Here is a 14,628-nt window from a genome sequence, read left to right as displayed (position 1 = left end):
TGGTTCGGCCAAAGGACATGGCATACGGGAGACCCGGCCGCGTCGCGCCGTGCCCGCGGCAATTGTCGACGTATGCCGGAACACCGTGCCAGATCTTCCAGCGCATGAGGCCACCCGTGCTCTGTTCGTCGAGACGGCCCGCCATCACCGCGTCGGGCCGCTGGCGCATGTCCTGCTCAGAGAGTTGGAGCCGGACCTCGCCACCGAGTTCAAGATTGACCGGGACACCGCAATAGCCAACCACGTCAGCACCTCGATCACCCTCGACGCCATAGGGCAGATTCTCGACGGGCTCGCCTGGGCCACGTTCAAAGGTCCGGTCCTCTCTGAGCATGCACACCCCGTCCCTGGTTTACGCATCTACCACGACATCGACATCCTCGTATCCCCACACGAGCTTCGCCAGGCAGCGACTCGGCTACTGGACGCCGGATGGACGGTGGCCGACTTCCGCGACATGCTCCGCAACGTCGACACTCCTGGCGAGATGCATTTCATCAGTCCGTCCGGAACTCTGATCGACCTGCACTGGTCCATGATCAATATGGCGTCTACCCGCCGACAGTTTTCGGTATCGACATACGAGATCCTCGAACGGCGAGTCACTGTCCCGCTTGGCCTCTCGTCGACGTGGGCACTCGATCACACCGACGCTCTCACACACGTATGCCTCCATGCAGCGCTCACCGGCGCACACCGGATGCTTCTCATACTCGACGCGGACCAGCTCGCGCGTCAGACTGCGGACTGGGACAGCGTCGTCGCCCGCGCCCACCATTGGGGCGCGCAAACGGCGCTCGCCATCGTGCTGGCCCGCTCGTCGGCCCTACTGAACACGCCTGTGCCCGAAAACCTGGACGGAGCGCTGGGCATCTCCACCGGGCTCCGCATGGTCACCAATGCCGTAGACCGGATCGCACCAGTCCCTGCCTTGCGGCGAGAAGCATCGTTAGCACGGCTGGTGGCCCGATCCTCACGTCCTGGCAGCGGTGGAACTCTGACCGCCGTTGGCACCCGGGGCATTCAGGGCGTCGCGCACAGGCTGGCAACGTCCCGCCGCCAGCCTACCCACCTTCACCGCGAGCCCGCGGACACCGCGGCGCTCGAGGCGTACCTCCGAGCGGTAGAGACTCACGCGGGCGTGACACGGTGACGGCGAAGAGGCCCGATGCTGGCGAGGTGGAAGCACCCGCCAACCACGACTATGTCGAGCTCGCCGCCTCAGCGCGGCGGCAACCCAAGTCGGTGCGGCGCCTGCGATCACTGATCCGGGACAGCGTCAAGCTCTCCTGGTCCGCCGACCGGCGCGCCTTTGTCATCACGACCGTTCTGCAGCTGCTCGGCGCGTTGATCATCGCTGCCCAGGTCCTGATCGTCAAGGCCGTCCTCGAGGCGATCCTGGACGTCACCGACAACGACGCCGACGTCGGCCGGGTGCTCGTCCCGGTAATGCTGCTGGCCGCGGTCACGGCGCTGGTCGCCGTATCCGCGGCGGTCCAGGCCAACCAGCAGCGTCTGCTGTCCGAGCTGGTGATGCGGACGACGTGGCAGCGCATGCTGGACGTCGCCGGCGCCGTCGGCCTCCGCGCGTTCGAATCGCCGGACTTCTACAACCGGCTACAACGAGTAGAAACCAATGCGCTCACCCGCCCGTTCCAGCTCACCCAGGGGCTGATCGGGCTGATCGGCGGCGCGGCGGGCTGCATCGGGCTGTCCGCCGCGATCATCAGCCTGGAGCCGGTGCTGCTCCCGCTGTTACTACTGGCGGGGGTACCGCTGTACTTCACCACGCGCCGGGGCAGCCGGCTGGAGTTCGAGTTCGCCGTCACTCAGGCTCCCCGGCTGCGCATGCGGGAGTACCTCGGCACAGTGCAGACCGGACGAGACGAGGCCAAGGAGGTCCGCGCCTACGGGTTGGCCGGTGCCCTGCGCGAGCGGTTCGACCGTGTCTACGACGCGTTCGTCGATGATCTCCGGGTACACCTGCGCCGACGCACCAAACTCGCCGTCGCCGGGAACGCCGCGTCGGCCGCGTTCCTGGCGCTCACGTTGCTCGCACTGGTCTGGCTGGTCAGCCGTGGCCGGGTCGGCCTGGCGGAGGCCGGCGCCGCGATCGTCGCTATCCGGATTCTCGCGCAACAGGTGAACATGCTGTTCAAGAGCGCGCAGCAGATCTTCGAATCCGGGTTGTTCCTGAACGATCTCGACGACTTCGTCGCGATGCAGCCCGCCGCTGAGAAGGCGGAAGCGGGCGGCCCGGCTCCGGCATCCTTCGGTTCGCTCACCGCCGACGGGCTGACGTTCACCTATCCAGGCAGCACGGCGCCGGTCCTGCGCGACGTGTCCATCAACGTCAACGCGGGCGAGGTCGTCGCGCTGGTCGGCGAGAACGGGTCCGGCAAGACGACGCTGGCCAAGCTGCTCGCCGCGCTCTACGAACCAGACGGCGGAAACATCCGGTGGGACGGCACCGACGTCGCGTCCTACTCGCGGGCCAGCGTGCGCTCGTCGATCGCCGTCGTCTTCCAGGACTTCGTCCGCTACTTCCTGTCTGCCCGGGAGAACATCGGCCTGGGTCGCGCCGAACGGCTCGACGACGAGGCGGCGATCCTGGCCGCGGCCCGCAGAGCCGGCATCGACGACGCCATCGCTGCCTTACCCGCCGGACTGGACACGCCTTTGACCAAGATGTTCAAGGGTGGCAGGGACCTGTCCGGCGGACAATGGCAGCGGATCGCACTGGCGCGCGCGTTCTTCCGCAACGCCCCGTTCGTGATCCTCGACGAGCCATCGGCGTCTCTCGACGCGCGCGCCGAGCACGAGCTCTTCCAGTCGCTGCGAGACCTGCTGGGTGGGCGCACCGTACTGTTCATCTCGCACCGGTTCTCCACCGTGCGAACCGCGGACCGGATCTATGTTCTGCACGGTGGCGAGGTGATCGAACACGGCAGCCATGACCAGCTGATGGATCTGGACGGGCACTACGCCGAGCTGTTCCGCCTGCAGGCCGCCGCATACCTGTCGCCCGCAGACTCCTGAACGTGCGCCTGGGCCGCGTTGTACCACCTCCGTTCGTAAGATATTCCTTGACACGAATATTCGTTGTGGGGAATGCTTCTTCTCATGGACGCACTCCTCACCGCGCTGGCCGACCCGGCCCGCTGGCGGCTCGTGTGCCTGCTAGCCGAACGACCCCGCTCGGTCGGCGTCCTCGCCCAGCTCGCCGAGGCGCGCCAGCCACAGACGACTAAGCACCTGCAGACACTCGAGCACGCAGGCGTCGTCACATCCCAACGCACTGGCCAGCGCCGCATCTACGCGCTGCGGTCCGCTCCTTTACGGGATCTGGCAGCTGCGCTCACCCGGCTCGCGGATACCGCGGACCAGGCGGGCGGCCCACGGGAGACCTATGACCGCTACGGGCTAAGCCTTCAGGCAGAGCAGCTCGCCGCGGAGAAGGCTGGGTGGGCCGACGGCCGGTCCTTCAAGTTCGTCCGGCGCCTGGCGGGGCCTCCAGGGCCGGTCTGGCACCACCTCACTGACGCCGAGTTGCTCGCCCGGTGGTGGACACCCAATGACCTCCGCGTCTCCGAGCTCGTATTCGAGGCTCGACCGGGTGGGCGGGTGGTCCTGGAGTACCGCGACGCCGAGGATGATCAACACGCTGAGCCGGTCGCCGGGCGCGCGGAGGGTGTGGTCGACGAGGTGCGCCCCGGTGAACACCTTGCCTACCGGCTCTCCCCACGACTACCCGACGGCACCCTCGCCTTTACGGCGCACGTCGACGTCGGCCTCCGACCCACCGACGACGGCCGGACGGATCTCGACGTCCACTACCGGATCGCCGACAGCACAATCGACTCCGCGGACTTCATCGCAGGCATCGAGATCGGCTTCGGCCAGAGTCTCGACACGCTCGCAGCCATCCTCGTCGCGGAATCCTCCAGCACCGCCGACACCGAGCACGACACCGACCCAAGGAGCACACCATGACAAAGCCAACCGCCGGCCGCAGAGTGGTCACCAACATGAGCCTTTCGCTCGACGGCCACTACGCCGCGACCGACCCGACGGACATGAGCTGGGTGATGCCGTACGCCGTCAGCGACGTCGCCCGGGACCACCTGACCAGACTCTGGGAACCGGCCACGACGGCCCTGCTGGGGCGTATCAACGCCGAAGGATTCCTCGGCTTCTGGCCCACCGTCATCGGCATGGAGGGTGCCGACCCGCGCGACGAAAGCTTTGCGAAGTGGCTCGTCGACACCGAGAAGGTGGTGCTCTCCTCCACTCTCGATCGGGCGCCGTGGGAACGGGCCACGATAGTCGACAAGCCGACCGCAGAATTGGTCGCGGACCTCAAGGCAACCGAGGGCGGCGACATCCTCGTGCTCTCCAGCGCTAGCGTGATCAAGGCACTGCTTGCGGCCGACCAGGTCGACCGGCTGGCGATCATGATCTTCCCGGTCTTCCTCGGGGGCGGGCCGCGCCTGTTCGACGACGGCCTACCGACCGGGCAGTGGACGCTGGTCAGCGAGGCGGTCGGCGAGTACGGCGAGTTGGCACTCGTCTATGACCGAACCCGCTGAGCGGCCGATCGGCGCCCTCGGCCGGAGACGTCGTCCGGCTCGAAGCGACCCGGGAGGATTCAGATCAACGCCTCAACGTTGACCGAAGGGTAACGCTTGGCGAGTGCGCTCTCGAGAGTTGCCAACGTAAACCGCCCAGCCCGAGCGAACGTGGCCTACGATCGCGCTCGCTAGATCAGATCCTGGCTCAACCCGACGACAGCGGCCACAGTCTCCGCGATGTCCTCGCCGAACGGCGGCCCCCACGGCACCTGCGCCCGATACACGGGCACCCGTTCGACGACGTCGCCCACGTCGCTGAACTGCCGGTCCAGCACCGCCGAATCCGTCCAGCCGAGCAGCCGCGGAAACCGCAGCAACGTCACCAGCGCGTCCATCGTGGACAGCCGCTCGAGCTCGGTCCAGGTACGGTCCCGATCCGGCCATGGGACGACGATGGCGGCCAGGGGCAGTCGGTCCTCGGTGGACTCCACCATCCGCAGAGCGTCGCGGTCGTCGCTGGTCACCCGGCCAGGCGGCCGATCGGAGAACCGTTCCGCCAGCTCGGAGGCGGCCTTGCGCAGCCGCAGCTCGGTCGCGCCCAGACGGCACCGCATCGCGTCTCCGTCCGGATCCACCCGGAGCACGTCATCGGTGATCAGCCGGGCGCCGTCGGCGCACATCAACGCCGCCATGGTGGACTTGCCCATGCCGGAGTATCCGACGAAAGCCAGCGCCGCGTCGCCGATCTGCACCGCGCTGGCATGCAGCACCGTGTGCCGACGCATGGTCAGCACGAAGGAAAGCGCCGCGCCGGCTGCCAGCACCCCAGCAACGCCCGGATCCGCGCCTTCCACCACGTGCATCGTCACCGTCCGCAGCGCTGAGTCGACGACGAAGTCGCAGGTCCGGTAGAACCGCAGGGCATAGTCCCCGGTGTCGGTGACCGTGAAGGTGTAGTACGGGCGGTCGGTCTCCATGTGCGCAAGCTCCCGGCCGGGCGGCCGGGCCTGCTGCTCTGGAATCGGTTCGCCCATGCGCATGGTGACGTCCGGCTCACCGTCGTCGGCGGCGGACCGGTCCTGGTAGAGCGGAATCTCCGACGCGACGCGCAACCCGTAGAGCAGCTGAGTGCCCTGCCTCCCTGTGCCGTCCGGGCTCATCGCTCTCCTCCCGAAGGGCCGTCGCCGGCGGGCCTGGGAACCGACTCCAACGGCAGATGTGCCGCCGCTCCCCCGGGATCGAGGCTGGTACCGCCGATCTCCAACCATGCGTGCGCCTGTATCTTCCCGTCGATCTTCGCCACCCCCACCCGGAGCTCGGGGTGCGAGCCCCGCAACAGCTGGCCGGAGACGAGCGCCCGCCGCAAGCAGGTATCACCGAACGGCCAGTGCCGCATCACCCGGCGCACCGCCCGCAGCCGTCGGATGGCCGCCGGCGGGAGTCGAAGTCCCGCCGCCGTCGCGCTCGCCGGTTCCGCGATCGCGGCGTCAGTGTCCAGCCGGAGCGGCGTGCCGACCAGACGTGCCAGGCGCGGGAGTGTCGTCACGCGCAGGCCCACCTCGACGAAGACCGCCGCACCCGCGGCGGCCAACACGGCAGGTATCTCCCGGACCGGTACCCGTCGAGCCAGGCTCAGCGGCGACCTCATAGCCGATCACCGGCCTCTTCGCCGATTACCCGGCCGCCGTCCGGCGCCGCAGGGCCGAGACGTTGCCCGTGCAGCCATGCGGACTGCAGCAACAGGCCGCTCATGGTCGACGGGCGTTCGGACAGCCAGGATGCACGGAGCGCGTCCGGATCCACCAGCGCCGCGTTCACACCCGAACCGTCCCACACCCGCGCGAATTCGCGGGTCGTCTCACCCATGAACGCACGGTCGAAGCCGGCCTTGCTGGTACGACGCAGGATCTCGTCCGGCAGCAGATCGGAGAAGAGCATACGCATCAGTGCGGTCCTTCCGGGGTAGCCCCAGTATCCGCCCGTTCGCGCCAGCGACGCCAGAAACGTCGCATCGGCAAGCGGATGGTGCACCGACACGTCGTACTCAGCAGCCAACGCCGCGTAGTTGTCGAACAGCACCGACGAGGCTCGCTGGTGCCCGACCCACCAGGTTGCACGGTCCCAGCGCAACGGCTCTGCGGCGTCGTCGTCGGCGATCCGTCGCACGTGGTCGCGGCGCGCCGACGGCGTCAGCCATGGCCGGTCGTCTTCGCGCACGACGGCCGTCCGGGTACGCGCCCGGCGTACCGGCGCCGGGGCCATGGACCACGCGCATGCCGTGAGCAGCTTCCGCGACCGCCGACGACGCTTGCGCAGCAGCAGCATCAGGGGCGTGATGCGCCGCGGCGACAGGGACTCGTCGCCGCCTTCACCGGTCAGCAACGAGCCTCCGGAGACGTTGCTCATCATCCGGTGCTTCACCTGGAACGCCGCCGGCCAGACAAGACCATGCCGGAGCAATCCGGAGCGCGCGTCGTCGCCGAGGAGGTCGTTCTCGCCGTCGATACGAATCCGGATCCACTCGGCCAGGCCGAGGTGCTCGATCACCAGCCGCTGCCACGCTTCCTCGTCGGCCTCGGCAACGTCCGGGTAGATCTCGGTGACAGGCACCGGCTCGGGCAGCCCTTTCTGCCGCGCCAGCGATGTCGCCGCCGCGAGCACAGCGGAGGAATCTCGCCCGCCGGAGAACGCGACGAAGCACGGCGGCTTGTGCAGCGCCGGCATGATAGCTCGTTCAAACGCATCGCGAGGCGTCACCGCTACTCGAGGTATGGGTGAGAAAGCGAGCGTTCCGTGCACCCATGACGTCGCGACCTCGAACGCGGATGGATGATGAAATCCGGAATTGTTTTCCAGAATAGGCTCCACTGCGCACACACTCTCACCGACATCAATAACTCAGCCGTGACTATCGCACACGAACACGAACCGCACGCGCTGAATAGTCGGCTCCGGCACATACGGGCTAACGCGGGCCGGCTCGGTACGGCCGGCCCGCGATGCCCGACTCTTTTCCTCGAGTGAGAAAGAGCTGCAATGGTGGATCAGGACATTCCGCCGCCGCCGTCATCCTTCCGGCGCCAGACGTAGTAATCCGAATGACCGTAGCTCTTTCCGGTGAGCGTCAGCTCCCGAACAGAACCGACTTCCTCCAGTACTGGCGGCTGGTAAGTCATAGCCGCACCCCCCTTCCCCTGTGCGCCCTACCCGAGGGCGCACGGCGCAGGACATCTGCGGTGCCCTGTCACCGCGTGAACCGAAGCGTACCGCCGGATCGCCCACTGGCGGAAGGTTTCAAGAGCAAAAACTTCTCCGCAGCCCTGAACTGTAATGATCATACTCCGTGACTTCCGGTCGCACCGCATACGCGATCCGACCGGTTCGTCACGATAAACCGGTATTGGGTGGCGTGTACCTGAACCATGCAATGTGGTCCGAGTCTCCGCGTCCGGACTGTGCGAGAGTGAGATCGCGGACAGTCCCGACCTCTTCCAACACGGGCGGCTCATACGTCACGAGACCGACCCCCCTTTCCCCTTGTGATGGCGGGCACGCACGACGGCCGTAGCGTCCTGTCATTTCCCACCGAAGGGCAGCATAACGGGCGCATCGGGCGCAGGCTATCCGTCCGCCGAAGTGTTCACGCGGTGGTTTCCAGCAGGTTCCGCTCTCGTAGCATCGCCACGAATGCCCCAGCGTCCTCACTGGCCTCCTCGGCCGGAACGTCATAGGCGTCCACAAGGCTCTGTACCAACTCGTCCATCGAACGCTCCTCGACCAGCATGCGTATCAACGTCGATCCGGACTCGTTGGTCTTCATGTACGTCGACGACTCCAGGTCAAGAATGACCATCTCGCCGTCGATCTCCCGCCAGCTGACGCTCTCCGTCCGAAGCTTCATCTTCCCCCCTAACAACGTCGCCGTTTCCTCCCACCGGAAACGGAGCCGGCCGCCTCCGCAGCGACCGTGTCCGTCAGCGTACACCTACTGGGCTTCGCGTGGCTGTCACACGCTGGTGGCGGCGACCCTGATCAGAGTCACATACGTGCGCTATGGCCGACGCGTCATAAATTTGCCCTTTTGCCAGTAGCCGACATTGATCCGCTGTACCCTCCACCTATATGACGATGCCGATCGATGACCTCATGGGGTCAGGCGATAACGACGGCTCCGGGCGCGACAGCACTACCAAAGAGAAACGCCGGCGGCGCCGTAACCGGATCATCCTGCTCACCGTCCTCGCTATGCTGCTCGGCATCGTGGTGGCCGTCGCGGGCGGCGGTCTGTGGCTCGTCAACCGTTACCTCGGAGCCGGGAACATCGAACGGATTCCGAATGCCTTCGATATCCCAGAAACGGATCGACCGTCGGAGACCACTAAGGACAGCCTCACGATCTTGCTCGGCGGCCTCGACGGGGGCACCGTCGTCGACGACGATCAGCCCGGCGCCGCCCGTACCGATACGATCATGATGGTGCATTTCCCAGAAGGGAGAGACCGCGGTTACGTGGTGTCGATTCCCAGGGACACCTATATCGATATTCCCGGGCACGGACCGAACAAGATCAATGCGGCGTACTCTTTCGGTGGTCCCGCACTGTTCGTACAGACCGTCGAGCAACTCACCGATCTGAGGATGGATCATCTCATGCTGATCGACTGGACCGGATTCACTGGACTCACCGACGCCGTCGGCGGAGTGCCGATGGAATTCAGCGAGACGACCATCCTCAACGACGGAAGTGAGCTGCCGCCTGGTCGCCACGTCCTCGATGGCGAGCAGGCACTCGAGTACGTTCGTGTGCGCAAGTCGCTGCCGAACGGCGACTTCGACCGCGTCAAACGGCAGCAGAATTTCCTCCGGTCGCTCATGAACGAGGTCATCGCGAATGGCCGCATTTCGAGCTTCGGGCGGGTCACCGACATCGCCGACGCCGTCGGTGACGCGGTGCGGGTGGACGAAAACCTGTCGGCGCTGGACATGGCTCGGATGGCATGGTCGATGCGTGACCTGCGCGCCGGCGACGTCACGTTTCTTACTGTCCCCACTCGCGGCACTGGCAGGGCGGGCCAGCAGAGTATCGTCAACTACGATGACGCACTCGCCACCGAGTTGTGGACCGCGCTGGCCGAGGACGAGATGAACGCGTTCCTCGCCGAGAACGCCGAACTGGTCACGGGCGAACAAGTGCGCTGAGACCTGGCATGGGCGTGAGTTCTATCTGGGATGCGCCTCCGTGCAGCCTGATGGTCGTTCATCGAACCCAGCCCTCCGGATCCCGGAGCCGCGGAGGAAGGCGCTGTTCGGTGATCCAGCTCTGTACCATGACGCTGAACAGCTCGGGTGCCTCACCGTTCCATCTGGCCCCCGCGTTCGGTGCGTACCGCGCCTCTCCCCGGCCGAAAGCCCGCGCCAACACCGGCAACGACCGCATCACCAGCTCGCTCTCACGCTCACCGGCCACGACCAGCACCGGACATTCGGCGTCGGCCGCCCCGTCCGGAACGGTGAAGTTGAGGATTTCCGTTCCCATCCGGATCAACGTCTGGCGGGAGGCGAACCTGTGCGACTGACGGAAGCCGGCGATGTCCTCCTCCGGCACGCCGTACGCTTCAGCGCTTGCCCGCACCGCCGGACCGACGGTGGTGTATTGCATGAGAAGCTGGCTCCGCCGCCACATCCGCTTCGACATCGACGCCGGAATGACGCTGACGCCGGAGACGATCGCCGCGGTGACCAGTTCGGGCCGGGCCGCGGCAAGCCGTGCCGCGACGCAACCGCCGAGCGACATCCCCACCACGCCGGCACGGCCGCCGGCCCGATTCTCGATGAGCTCGGCTACGTGCTTGACGGTCTCGTCCAGCGACTCCCACGCCATGCCGGCGCTTTCGCCGTGCCCAGGCAGGTCGATGGTGATGCAACGCATCGCGCCACGCAGATCGCGGACCTGGCGCCGCCACATCCAGCCGGTGGTAGCGACACTGTGCAAGAAGACCACGGGATCCGCGTTCGCCGGTCCTTCTTCTGCCACGTGTAAGCCCACGCCACCAAAGCCTAGCGATCAAGAGCTGATGTCAGTACCCCTTGCGCCGGTTGTCCACGCAATCGGGTCGACGGAAAATCTTGGCAGAAGTGTCGGTGCGGACGTCGAGAACCGATGGACGGCTCCGATGTCTCAGTGAAAGCGCCCGATGGGAGCAGCAAGGCTCCCGGAACCTGTGCGCACCGGCAACAGAAAGGAACCGCCATGTCCCAGAAGATCACCCCGTGCCTCTGGTTCGAGGACAACGCCGAGGAGGCCCTGGAGTTCTACACGTCCATCTTCGACGACGCACGCGTGACGTCGGTCAGCCGCTATGGTGAGGGCGGCCCGTTCACCGCAGGCACCCTGCTCATGGGCACGCTCGAACTCGCCGGGCAGCAGTTCATGGTGCTCAACGGCGGCCCGCACGACGCGTTCAACGACGCCGTCTCGTTCTACATCGAATGCGAGACGCAGGAGGAGGTCGACCGCTACTGGGACGCGCTGCTCGCCGGCGGCGGTCAGCCCACCCAGTGCGGCTGGCTCAAGGACAAGTTCGGCGTCTCCTGGCAGGTGATCCCCGAGGCGTTGCGTCGTTACATGAACGACCCGGACCAAGAGAAGGCGCAGCGGGTCATGGAGGCGATGCTGAAGATGGTGAAGATCGACGTCCCCACCCTCGACGCCGCCTACGCCGGCCGCTAGGGAATCTCACCGCCGCAGCGTCCTGCAGCGGGTGCGCCATCGGCCACGCGTTGCAGGACGCTGCGTTGTGCGGAAGGTCAGTTGGCTCCGGTGATCATGCCGGCGCCGACGGTGCGGTTGGTCGACTCGTCGACCAGGATGAACCCACCGGTGATGCGGTTGCGCCGGTACTCGTCGGCGAGGAGCGGCGCCGTCGTGCGCAGCCGGACCCGGCCGACGTCGTTGAGGCCCAGCTGACCGGCGCTCTCGTCCCGGTGCAGGGTGTTCACGTCCAGCCGGTACTGCACGTCCTTGATCACGGTCCGCGCGGAGCGGGTGGTGTGCTTGATGGCCAGCTTCTGACCTGGCACCAGCGGCGCGTCCGTCATCCAGCAGACCATCGCGTCGATGTCCTGCGCCACGCAGGGCTGGTTGTGCGGGCGGCAGATCATGTCGCCGCGGGACACATCCAGTTCGTCCTCCAGCCGGATGGTGACCGACATCGGCGCGTAGGCCTCGGCCACCGGCCCGTCGGCCGTCTCGATCTCGGCGATGCGTGTGGTGAGGCCACTCGGCAACACCATGACCTCGTCGCCTTTCTTCAGCACGCCGCCGGCGACCTGTCCGGCGTAGCCGCGGTAGTCGGCGTACTGCAGCGACTGCGGCCGGATCACGTACTGCACCGGGAACCGGACATCCACCAGATTGCGGTCGCTGGCGTGATGCACGTGCTCCAGATGGTGCAGCAATGACGACCCGTCGTACCAAGGCATGTTCTCCGACCGGGTGACGATGTTGTCACCGAGCAGCGCGGAGATCGGGACCGCCGTCAGGTCGGGGATGTCGAGCTTGGTCGCGAAGTTCGTGAAGTCGCGCTGAATCTCGTCGAAGACCTCTTCCGACCAGTCCACCAGGTCCATCTTGTTCACCGCCAGCACCAGGTGCGGCACTCGCAGCAGCGAGACGATGAACGCGTGCCGGCGGCTCTGCTCGACCAGGCCCTTGCGGGCGTCGACCAGCACGATCGCCAGGTCGGCCGTGGACGCACCGGTCACCATGTTCCGGGTGTACTGGATGTGCCCCGGGGTGTCGGCGATGATGAACTTCCGCCTCGGGGTGGCGAAGTAGCGGTACGCCACGTCGATGGTGATGCCTTGCTCCCGCTCGGCCCGCAGGCCGTCGGTCAGCAGCGCCAGGTTCGTGTACTCGTCACCACGCTCCTGGCTGGTGCGCTCCACGCTCTCCAGCTGGTCGGTGAAGATCGACTTGGAGTCGAACAGCAGCCGCCCGATCAGCGTGCTCTTGCCGTCGTCGACCGAGCCGGCCGTGGCGAAGCGCAGCAGATCCATGTTGGCCGACGGCTCCACCAGCGTCGTCTCTCGCGTTGCCGTCGTCATCTAGAAGTACCCCTCTTTCTTCCGGTCCTCCATCGCCGCTTCGCTCACCCGGTCATCACCACGGGTGGCGCCGCGCTCGGTCAGGCGCGTCGCCGCGATCTCCTCGATGATCTTCTCGATCGTGTCGGCATCGGAGGCCACCGCGGCGGTCAGCGTGGCATCGCCCACGGTGCGGTAGCGGACCTTCTTGGTGAACGTCGCCTCGCCGTCACGCGGGCGGCAGAACTCGTTGCTGGCAAAGTACATCCCGTCGCGTTCGAAGACCTCACGCTCGTGCGCGTAGTAGATCGAGGGCACCTCGATCTGCTCCCGGGCGATGTACTGCCACACGTCCAGCTCGGTCCAGTTGGACAGCGGGAAGATCCGGATGCTCTCACCCAGGTGGATCCGCCCGTTGTACAGGTTCCACAGCTCCGGGCGCTGATCCTTCGGGTCCCACTGCCCGAACTCGTCCCGGAACGAGAACACCCGCTCCTTGGCCCTGGCCTTCTCCTCATCCCGGCGCGCACCACCGAACAGCGCCGTGAAGCGGTTCTTCTCCACCGCCTCCAGCAACACCGGGGTCTGGATCCGGTTGCGCGAACCGTTGGGCTCCTCGCGCACCAGCCCACGATCGATCGCGTCCTGCACCGACGCCACCACCAGGTTGACGCCGAGCTCTTCCACCCGCCGGTCCCGGAAGTCCAGCACCTCCGGGAAATTGTGCCCGGTGTCCACGTGCATCACCGGGAACGGGATCGGAGCGGGCCAGAACGCCTTCTCCGCCAGCCGGAGCATGACGATGGAGTCCTTGCCGCCGGAGAACAGCAGCGCGGGCCGCTCCAGCTCGGCCGTGACCTCGCGGATGATGTGGATCGACTCGGCTTCGAGGATGTCGATCTGGGTCAGTTGGTAGTCATGGAACGTCATGTGTGTGACCTCGGGACGGCAGCTGCCGCGTCGGAGCAGGCCGCCAGGAGTGCGTCGGCGAGCTCCGGGCGAGCGACCAGCAGATCGGGCAGGTATCTGTCAACGTCGTTATAGCGTAACGGGGACCCGTCCAACCGGGTAGCGTGCAGACCGGCGGCGTGCGCGACGGCCACCGGCGCGGCCGAGTCCCACTGGTATTGGCCGCCGGCGTGGACGTACGCGTCGACCTCTCCCAACACCACGGATGCGACCTTGTACCCGGCGGAGCCCATCGGCACCAGCTCGGCGTCCAAGGCCGCGGCGGCCCGTTCGGCGACTTCCGGAGCGCGGCTGCGGCTCACCGCGATCCGCCACCGACGGTCGGCCCCTGGCGTACCCGGCAACGGAGATGGGGGCACAGGTGGCTGGACGGTGTCGGTGGACAGCGTCGTGGCACGCCCGGGCAGCGCGACCGCGCCCGCCACCAGACGACCGGCCGGTGCCCCGCCGGCGGACGCCCGTGCTGTGTCGGCGTCGGCCCGTTGCCAGAGCGCGACGTGCACGGCCCAGTCAGAACGTCCCTCCGCGTACTCCCGGGTACCGTCCAGCGGATCGATGATCCACACGCGGTCGGCATCGAGGCGGCGCTCGTCGTCGTCGGCCTCTTCACTCAGGACCATGTCATCGGGGCGCTCGGCGGCCAGGGCCTTCGCCAGGTATTCCTGCGCGCCGCGGTCCCCCGCCGCCCGCAGTTCTCGCTGGTCAACGGGTTCCGATGCCTGATGCCGACCCCGCAGCTCAAGCAGCAACGCGCCCGCCTCGCGGGCGAGGCGGGTGGCGAGTGCCGCGTCGGTCACTGTCACAGGTCCCCCAGCTCGTGGGATCGGGTACACCAGCGATCCAGCCTAGGCGTGAATCACGTATCGATAACCATCCGCTCAAAATACGAGATTAGTGTCCACATTCTGAGCAAGGTTACGCGCCAGATTGCACACGTACGCGCCACGCTACGGCTGATGGTTGGAAGGATACGCGCACCGAACCGGTCTCAAACACGCCCCGG

At 66.7% G+C, this 14,628-nt stretch carries 16 protein-coding genes; 6 read left to right on the top strand and 10 right to left on the bottom strand.

What is annotated here, in order from left to right:
- Positions 1-85 precede the first annotated feature (85 nt).
- The 4 genes from G1H10_RS05425 to G1H10_RS05410 all read left to right on the top strand — a co-directional run bounded on the left by G1H10_RS05425 (position 86) and on the right by G1H10_RS05410 (position 4,589).
- Complete coding sequence (locus G1H10_RS05425; protein ID WP_163733817.1) at positions 86-1,153, top strand: nucleotidyltransferase family protein; 1,068 nt, start codon at positions 86-88, stop codon at positions 1,151-1,153.
- Positions 1,154-1,179: 26 nt separating this feature from the next.
- Positions 1,180-3,039, top strand: coding sequence for an ABC transporter ATP-binding protein (locus tag G1H10_RS34420; protein ID WP_216852925.1), 1,860 nt, complete (start codon positions 1,180-1,182; stop codon positions 3,037-3,039).
- 84 nt (positions 3,040-3,123) lie between these two features.
- A complete protein-coding gene (locus G1H10_RS05415) occupies positions 3,124-3,993 on the top strand; it encodes a metalloregulator ArsR/SmtB family transcription factor (RefSeq protein WP_163733814.1) in 870 nt (289 codons plus the stop codon).
- Entirely contained in the window at positions 3,990-4,589 is a 600-nt protein-coding gene (locus G1H10_RS05410; protein WP_163733812.1) for a dihydrofolate reductase family protein, read from the top strand. Before G1H10_RS05415 ends, G1H10_RS05410 begins: the two co-directional genes overlap by 4 nt.
- Positions 4,590-4,759: 170 nt before the next feature.
- Here G1H10_RS05410 and G1H10_RS05405 read toward each other — a convergent pair whose 3' ends face one another.
- The 6 genes from G1H10_RS05405 to G1H10_RS05380 all read right to left on the bottom strand — a co-directional run bounded on the left by G1H10_RS05405 (position 4,760) and on the right by G1H10_RS05380 (position 8,472).
- Positions 4,760-5,731: a phosphoenolpyruvate carboxykinase (ATP) gene (locus G1H10_RS05405; RefSeq protein WP_163733809.1), complete on the bottom strand. Its 972-nt coding sequence runs from the start codon at positions 5,729-5,731 to the stop codon at positions 4,760-4,762.
- The gene (locus tag G1H10_RS05400; RefSeq protein WP_163733806.1) at positions 5,728-6,219 is read right to left on the bottom strand and encodes a lasso peptide biosynthesis B2 protein; all 492 of its coding nucleotides are present in this window, start codon (positions 6,217-6,219) and stop codon (positions 5,728-5,730) included. Before G1H10_RS05400 ends, G1H10_RS05405 begins: the two co-directional genes overlap by 4 nt.
- The gene (locus G1H10_RS05395) at positions 6,216-7,295 is read right to left on the bottom strand and encodes an asparagine synthase-related protein (RefSeq protein WP_163733803.1); all 1,080 of its coding nucleotides are present in this window, start codon (positions 7,293-7,295) and stop codon (positions 6,216-6,218) included. The genes G1H10_RS05400 and G1H10_RS05395 overlap by 4 nt, the downstream gene beginning before the upstream one ends.
- Positions 7,296-7,615: 320 nt before the next feature.
- Complete coding sequence (locus G1H10_RS05390) at positions 7,616-7,747, bottom strand: lasso RiPP family leader peptide-containing protein (protein ID WP_163733800.1); 132 nt, start codon at positions 7,745-7,747, stop codon at positions 7,616-7,618.
- Positions 7,748-7,955: 208 nt separating this feature from the next.
- Positions 7,956-8,150, bottom strand: a complete 195-nt coding sequence (locus G1H10_RS34945) for a lasso RiPP family leader peptide-containing protein (protein WP_376778573.1) — start codon at positions 8,148-8,150, stop codon at positions 7,956-7,958.
- Positions 8,151-8,211: 61 nt separating this feature from the next.
- Positions 8,212-8,472, bottom strand: coding sequence for a PqqD family protein (locus tag G1H10_RS05380; protein ID WP_163733795.1), 261 nt, complete (start codon positions 8,470-8,472; stop codon positions 8,212-8,214).
- A 221-nt stretch (positions 8,473-8,693) separates the two neighbouring features.
- Between G1H10_RS05380 and G1H10_RS05375 the strand changes: the two genes are divergently transcribed.
- Positions 8,694-9,770 carry an LCP family protein gene (locus G1H10_RS05375; RefSeq protein ID WP_163733792.1) on the top strand — a complete coding sequence of 359 codons (1,077 nt, stop codon included), beginning with the start codon at positions 8,694-8,696 and terminating at the stop codon, positions 9,768-9,770.
- 58 nt (positions 9,771-9,828) lie between these two features.
- On the opposite strand, the gene G1H10_RS05370 is transcribed toward G1H10_RS05375, so the two are convergent.
- Positions 9,829-10,617 (bottom strand): alpha/beta fold hydrolase, encoded by a 789-nt coding sequence (locus tag G1H10_RS05370; RefSeq protein WP_163733789.1) that lies wholly within the window; start codon positions 10,615-10,617, stop codon positions 9,829-9,831.
- Between the two features lie 204 nt (positions 10,618-10,821).
- Here G1H10_RS05370 and G1H10_RS05365 point away from each other — a divergent pair, with 204 nt between their 5' ends.
- The gene (locus tag G1H10_RS05365; RefSeq protein ID WP_163733786.1) at positions 10,822-11,301 is read left to right on the top strand and encodes a VOC family protein; all 480 of its coding nucleotides are present in this window, start codon (positions 10,822-10,824) and stop codon (positions 11,299-11,301) included.
- 77 nt (positions 11,302-11,378) lie between these two features.
- Here G1H10_RS05365 and cysN read toward each other — a convergent pair whose 3' ends face one another.
- The 3 genes from cysN to G1H10_RS05350 are packed head-to-tail and all read right to left on the bottom strand — an operon-like array spanning position 11,379 to position 14,422.
- Positions 11,379-12,677 carry a sulfate adenylyltransferase subunit CysN gene (cysN, locus tag G1H10_RS05360; RefSeq protein ID WP_163733783.1) on the bottom strand — a complete coding sequence of 433 codons (1,299 nt, stop codon included), beginning with the start codon at positions 12,675-12,677 and terminating at the stop codon, positions 11,379-11,381.
- Positions 12,678-13,586 (bottom strand): sulfate adenylyltransferase subunit CysD, encoded by a 909-nt coding sequence (cysD, locus tag G1H10_RS05355; RefSeq protein WP_163733781.1) that lies wholly within the window; start codon positions 13,584-13,586, stop codon positions 12,678-12,680.
- Positions 13,583-14,422 (bottom strand): 3'(2'),5'-bisphosphate nucleotidase CysQ, encoded by an 840-nt coding sequence (locus G1H10_RS05350; protein WP_163734438.1) that lies wholly within the window; start codon positions 14,420-14,422, stop codon positions 13,583-13,585. Before G1H10_RS05350 ends, cysD begins: the two co-directional genes overlap by 4 nt.
- Positions 14,423-14,628 lie beyond the last annotated feature (206 nt).

This window comes from Phytoactinopolyspora halotolerans (genome assembly GCF_010550675.1).
Classification (GTDB): Bacteria; Actinomycetota; Actinomycetes; order Jiangellales; family Jiangellaceae; genus Phytoactinopolyspora; species Phytoactinopolyspora halotolerans.
This window is presented reverse-complemented; position numbering and strand designations above follow the sequence as displayed.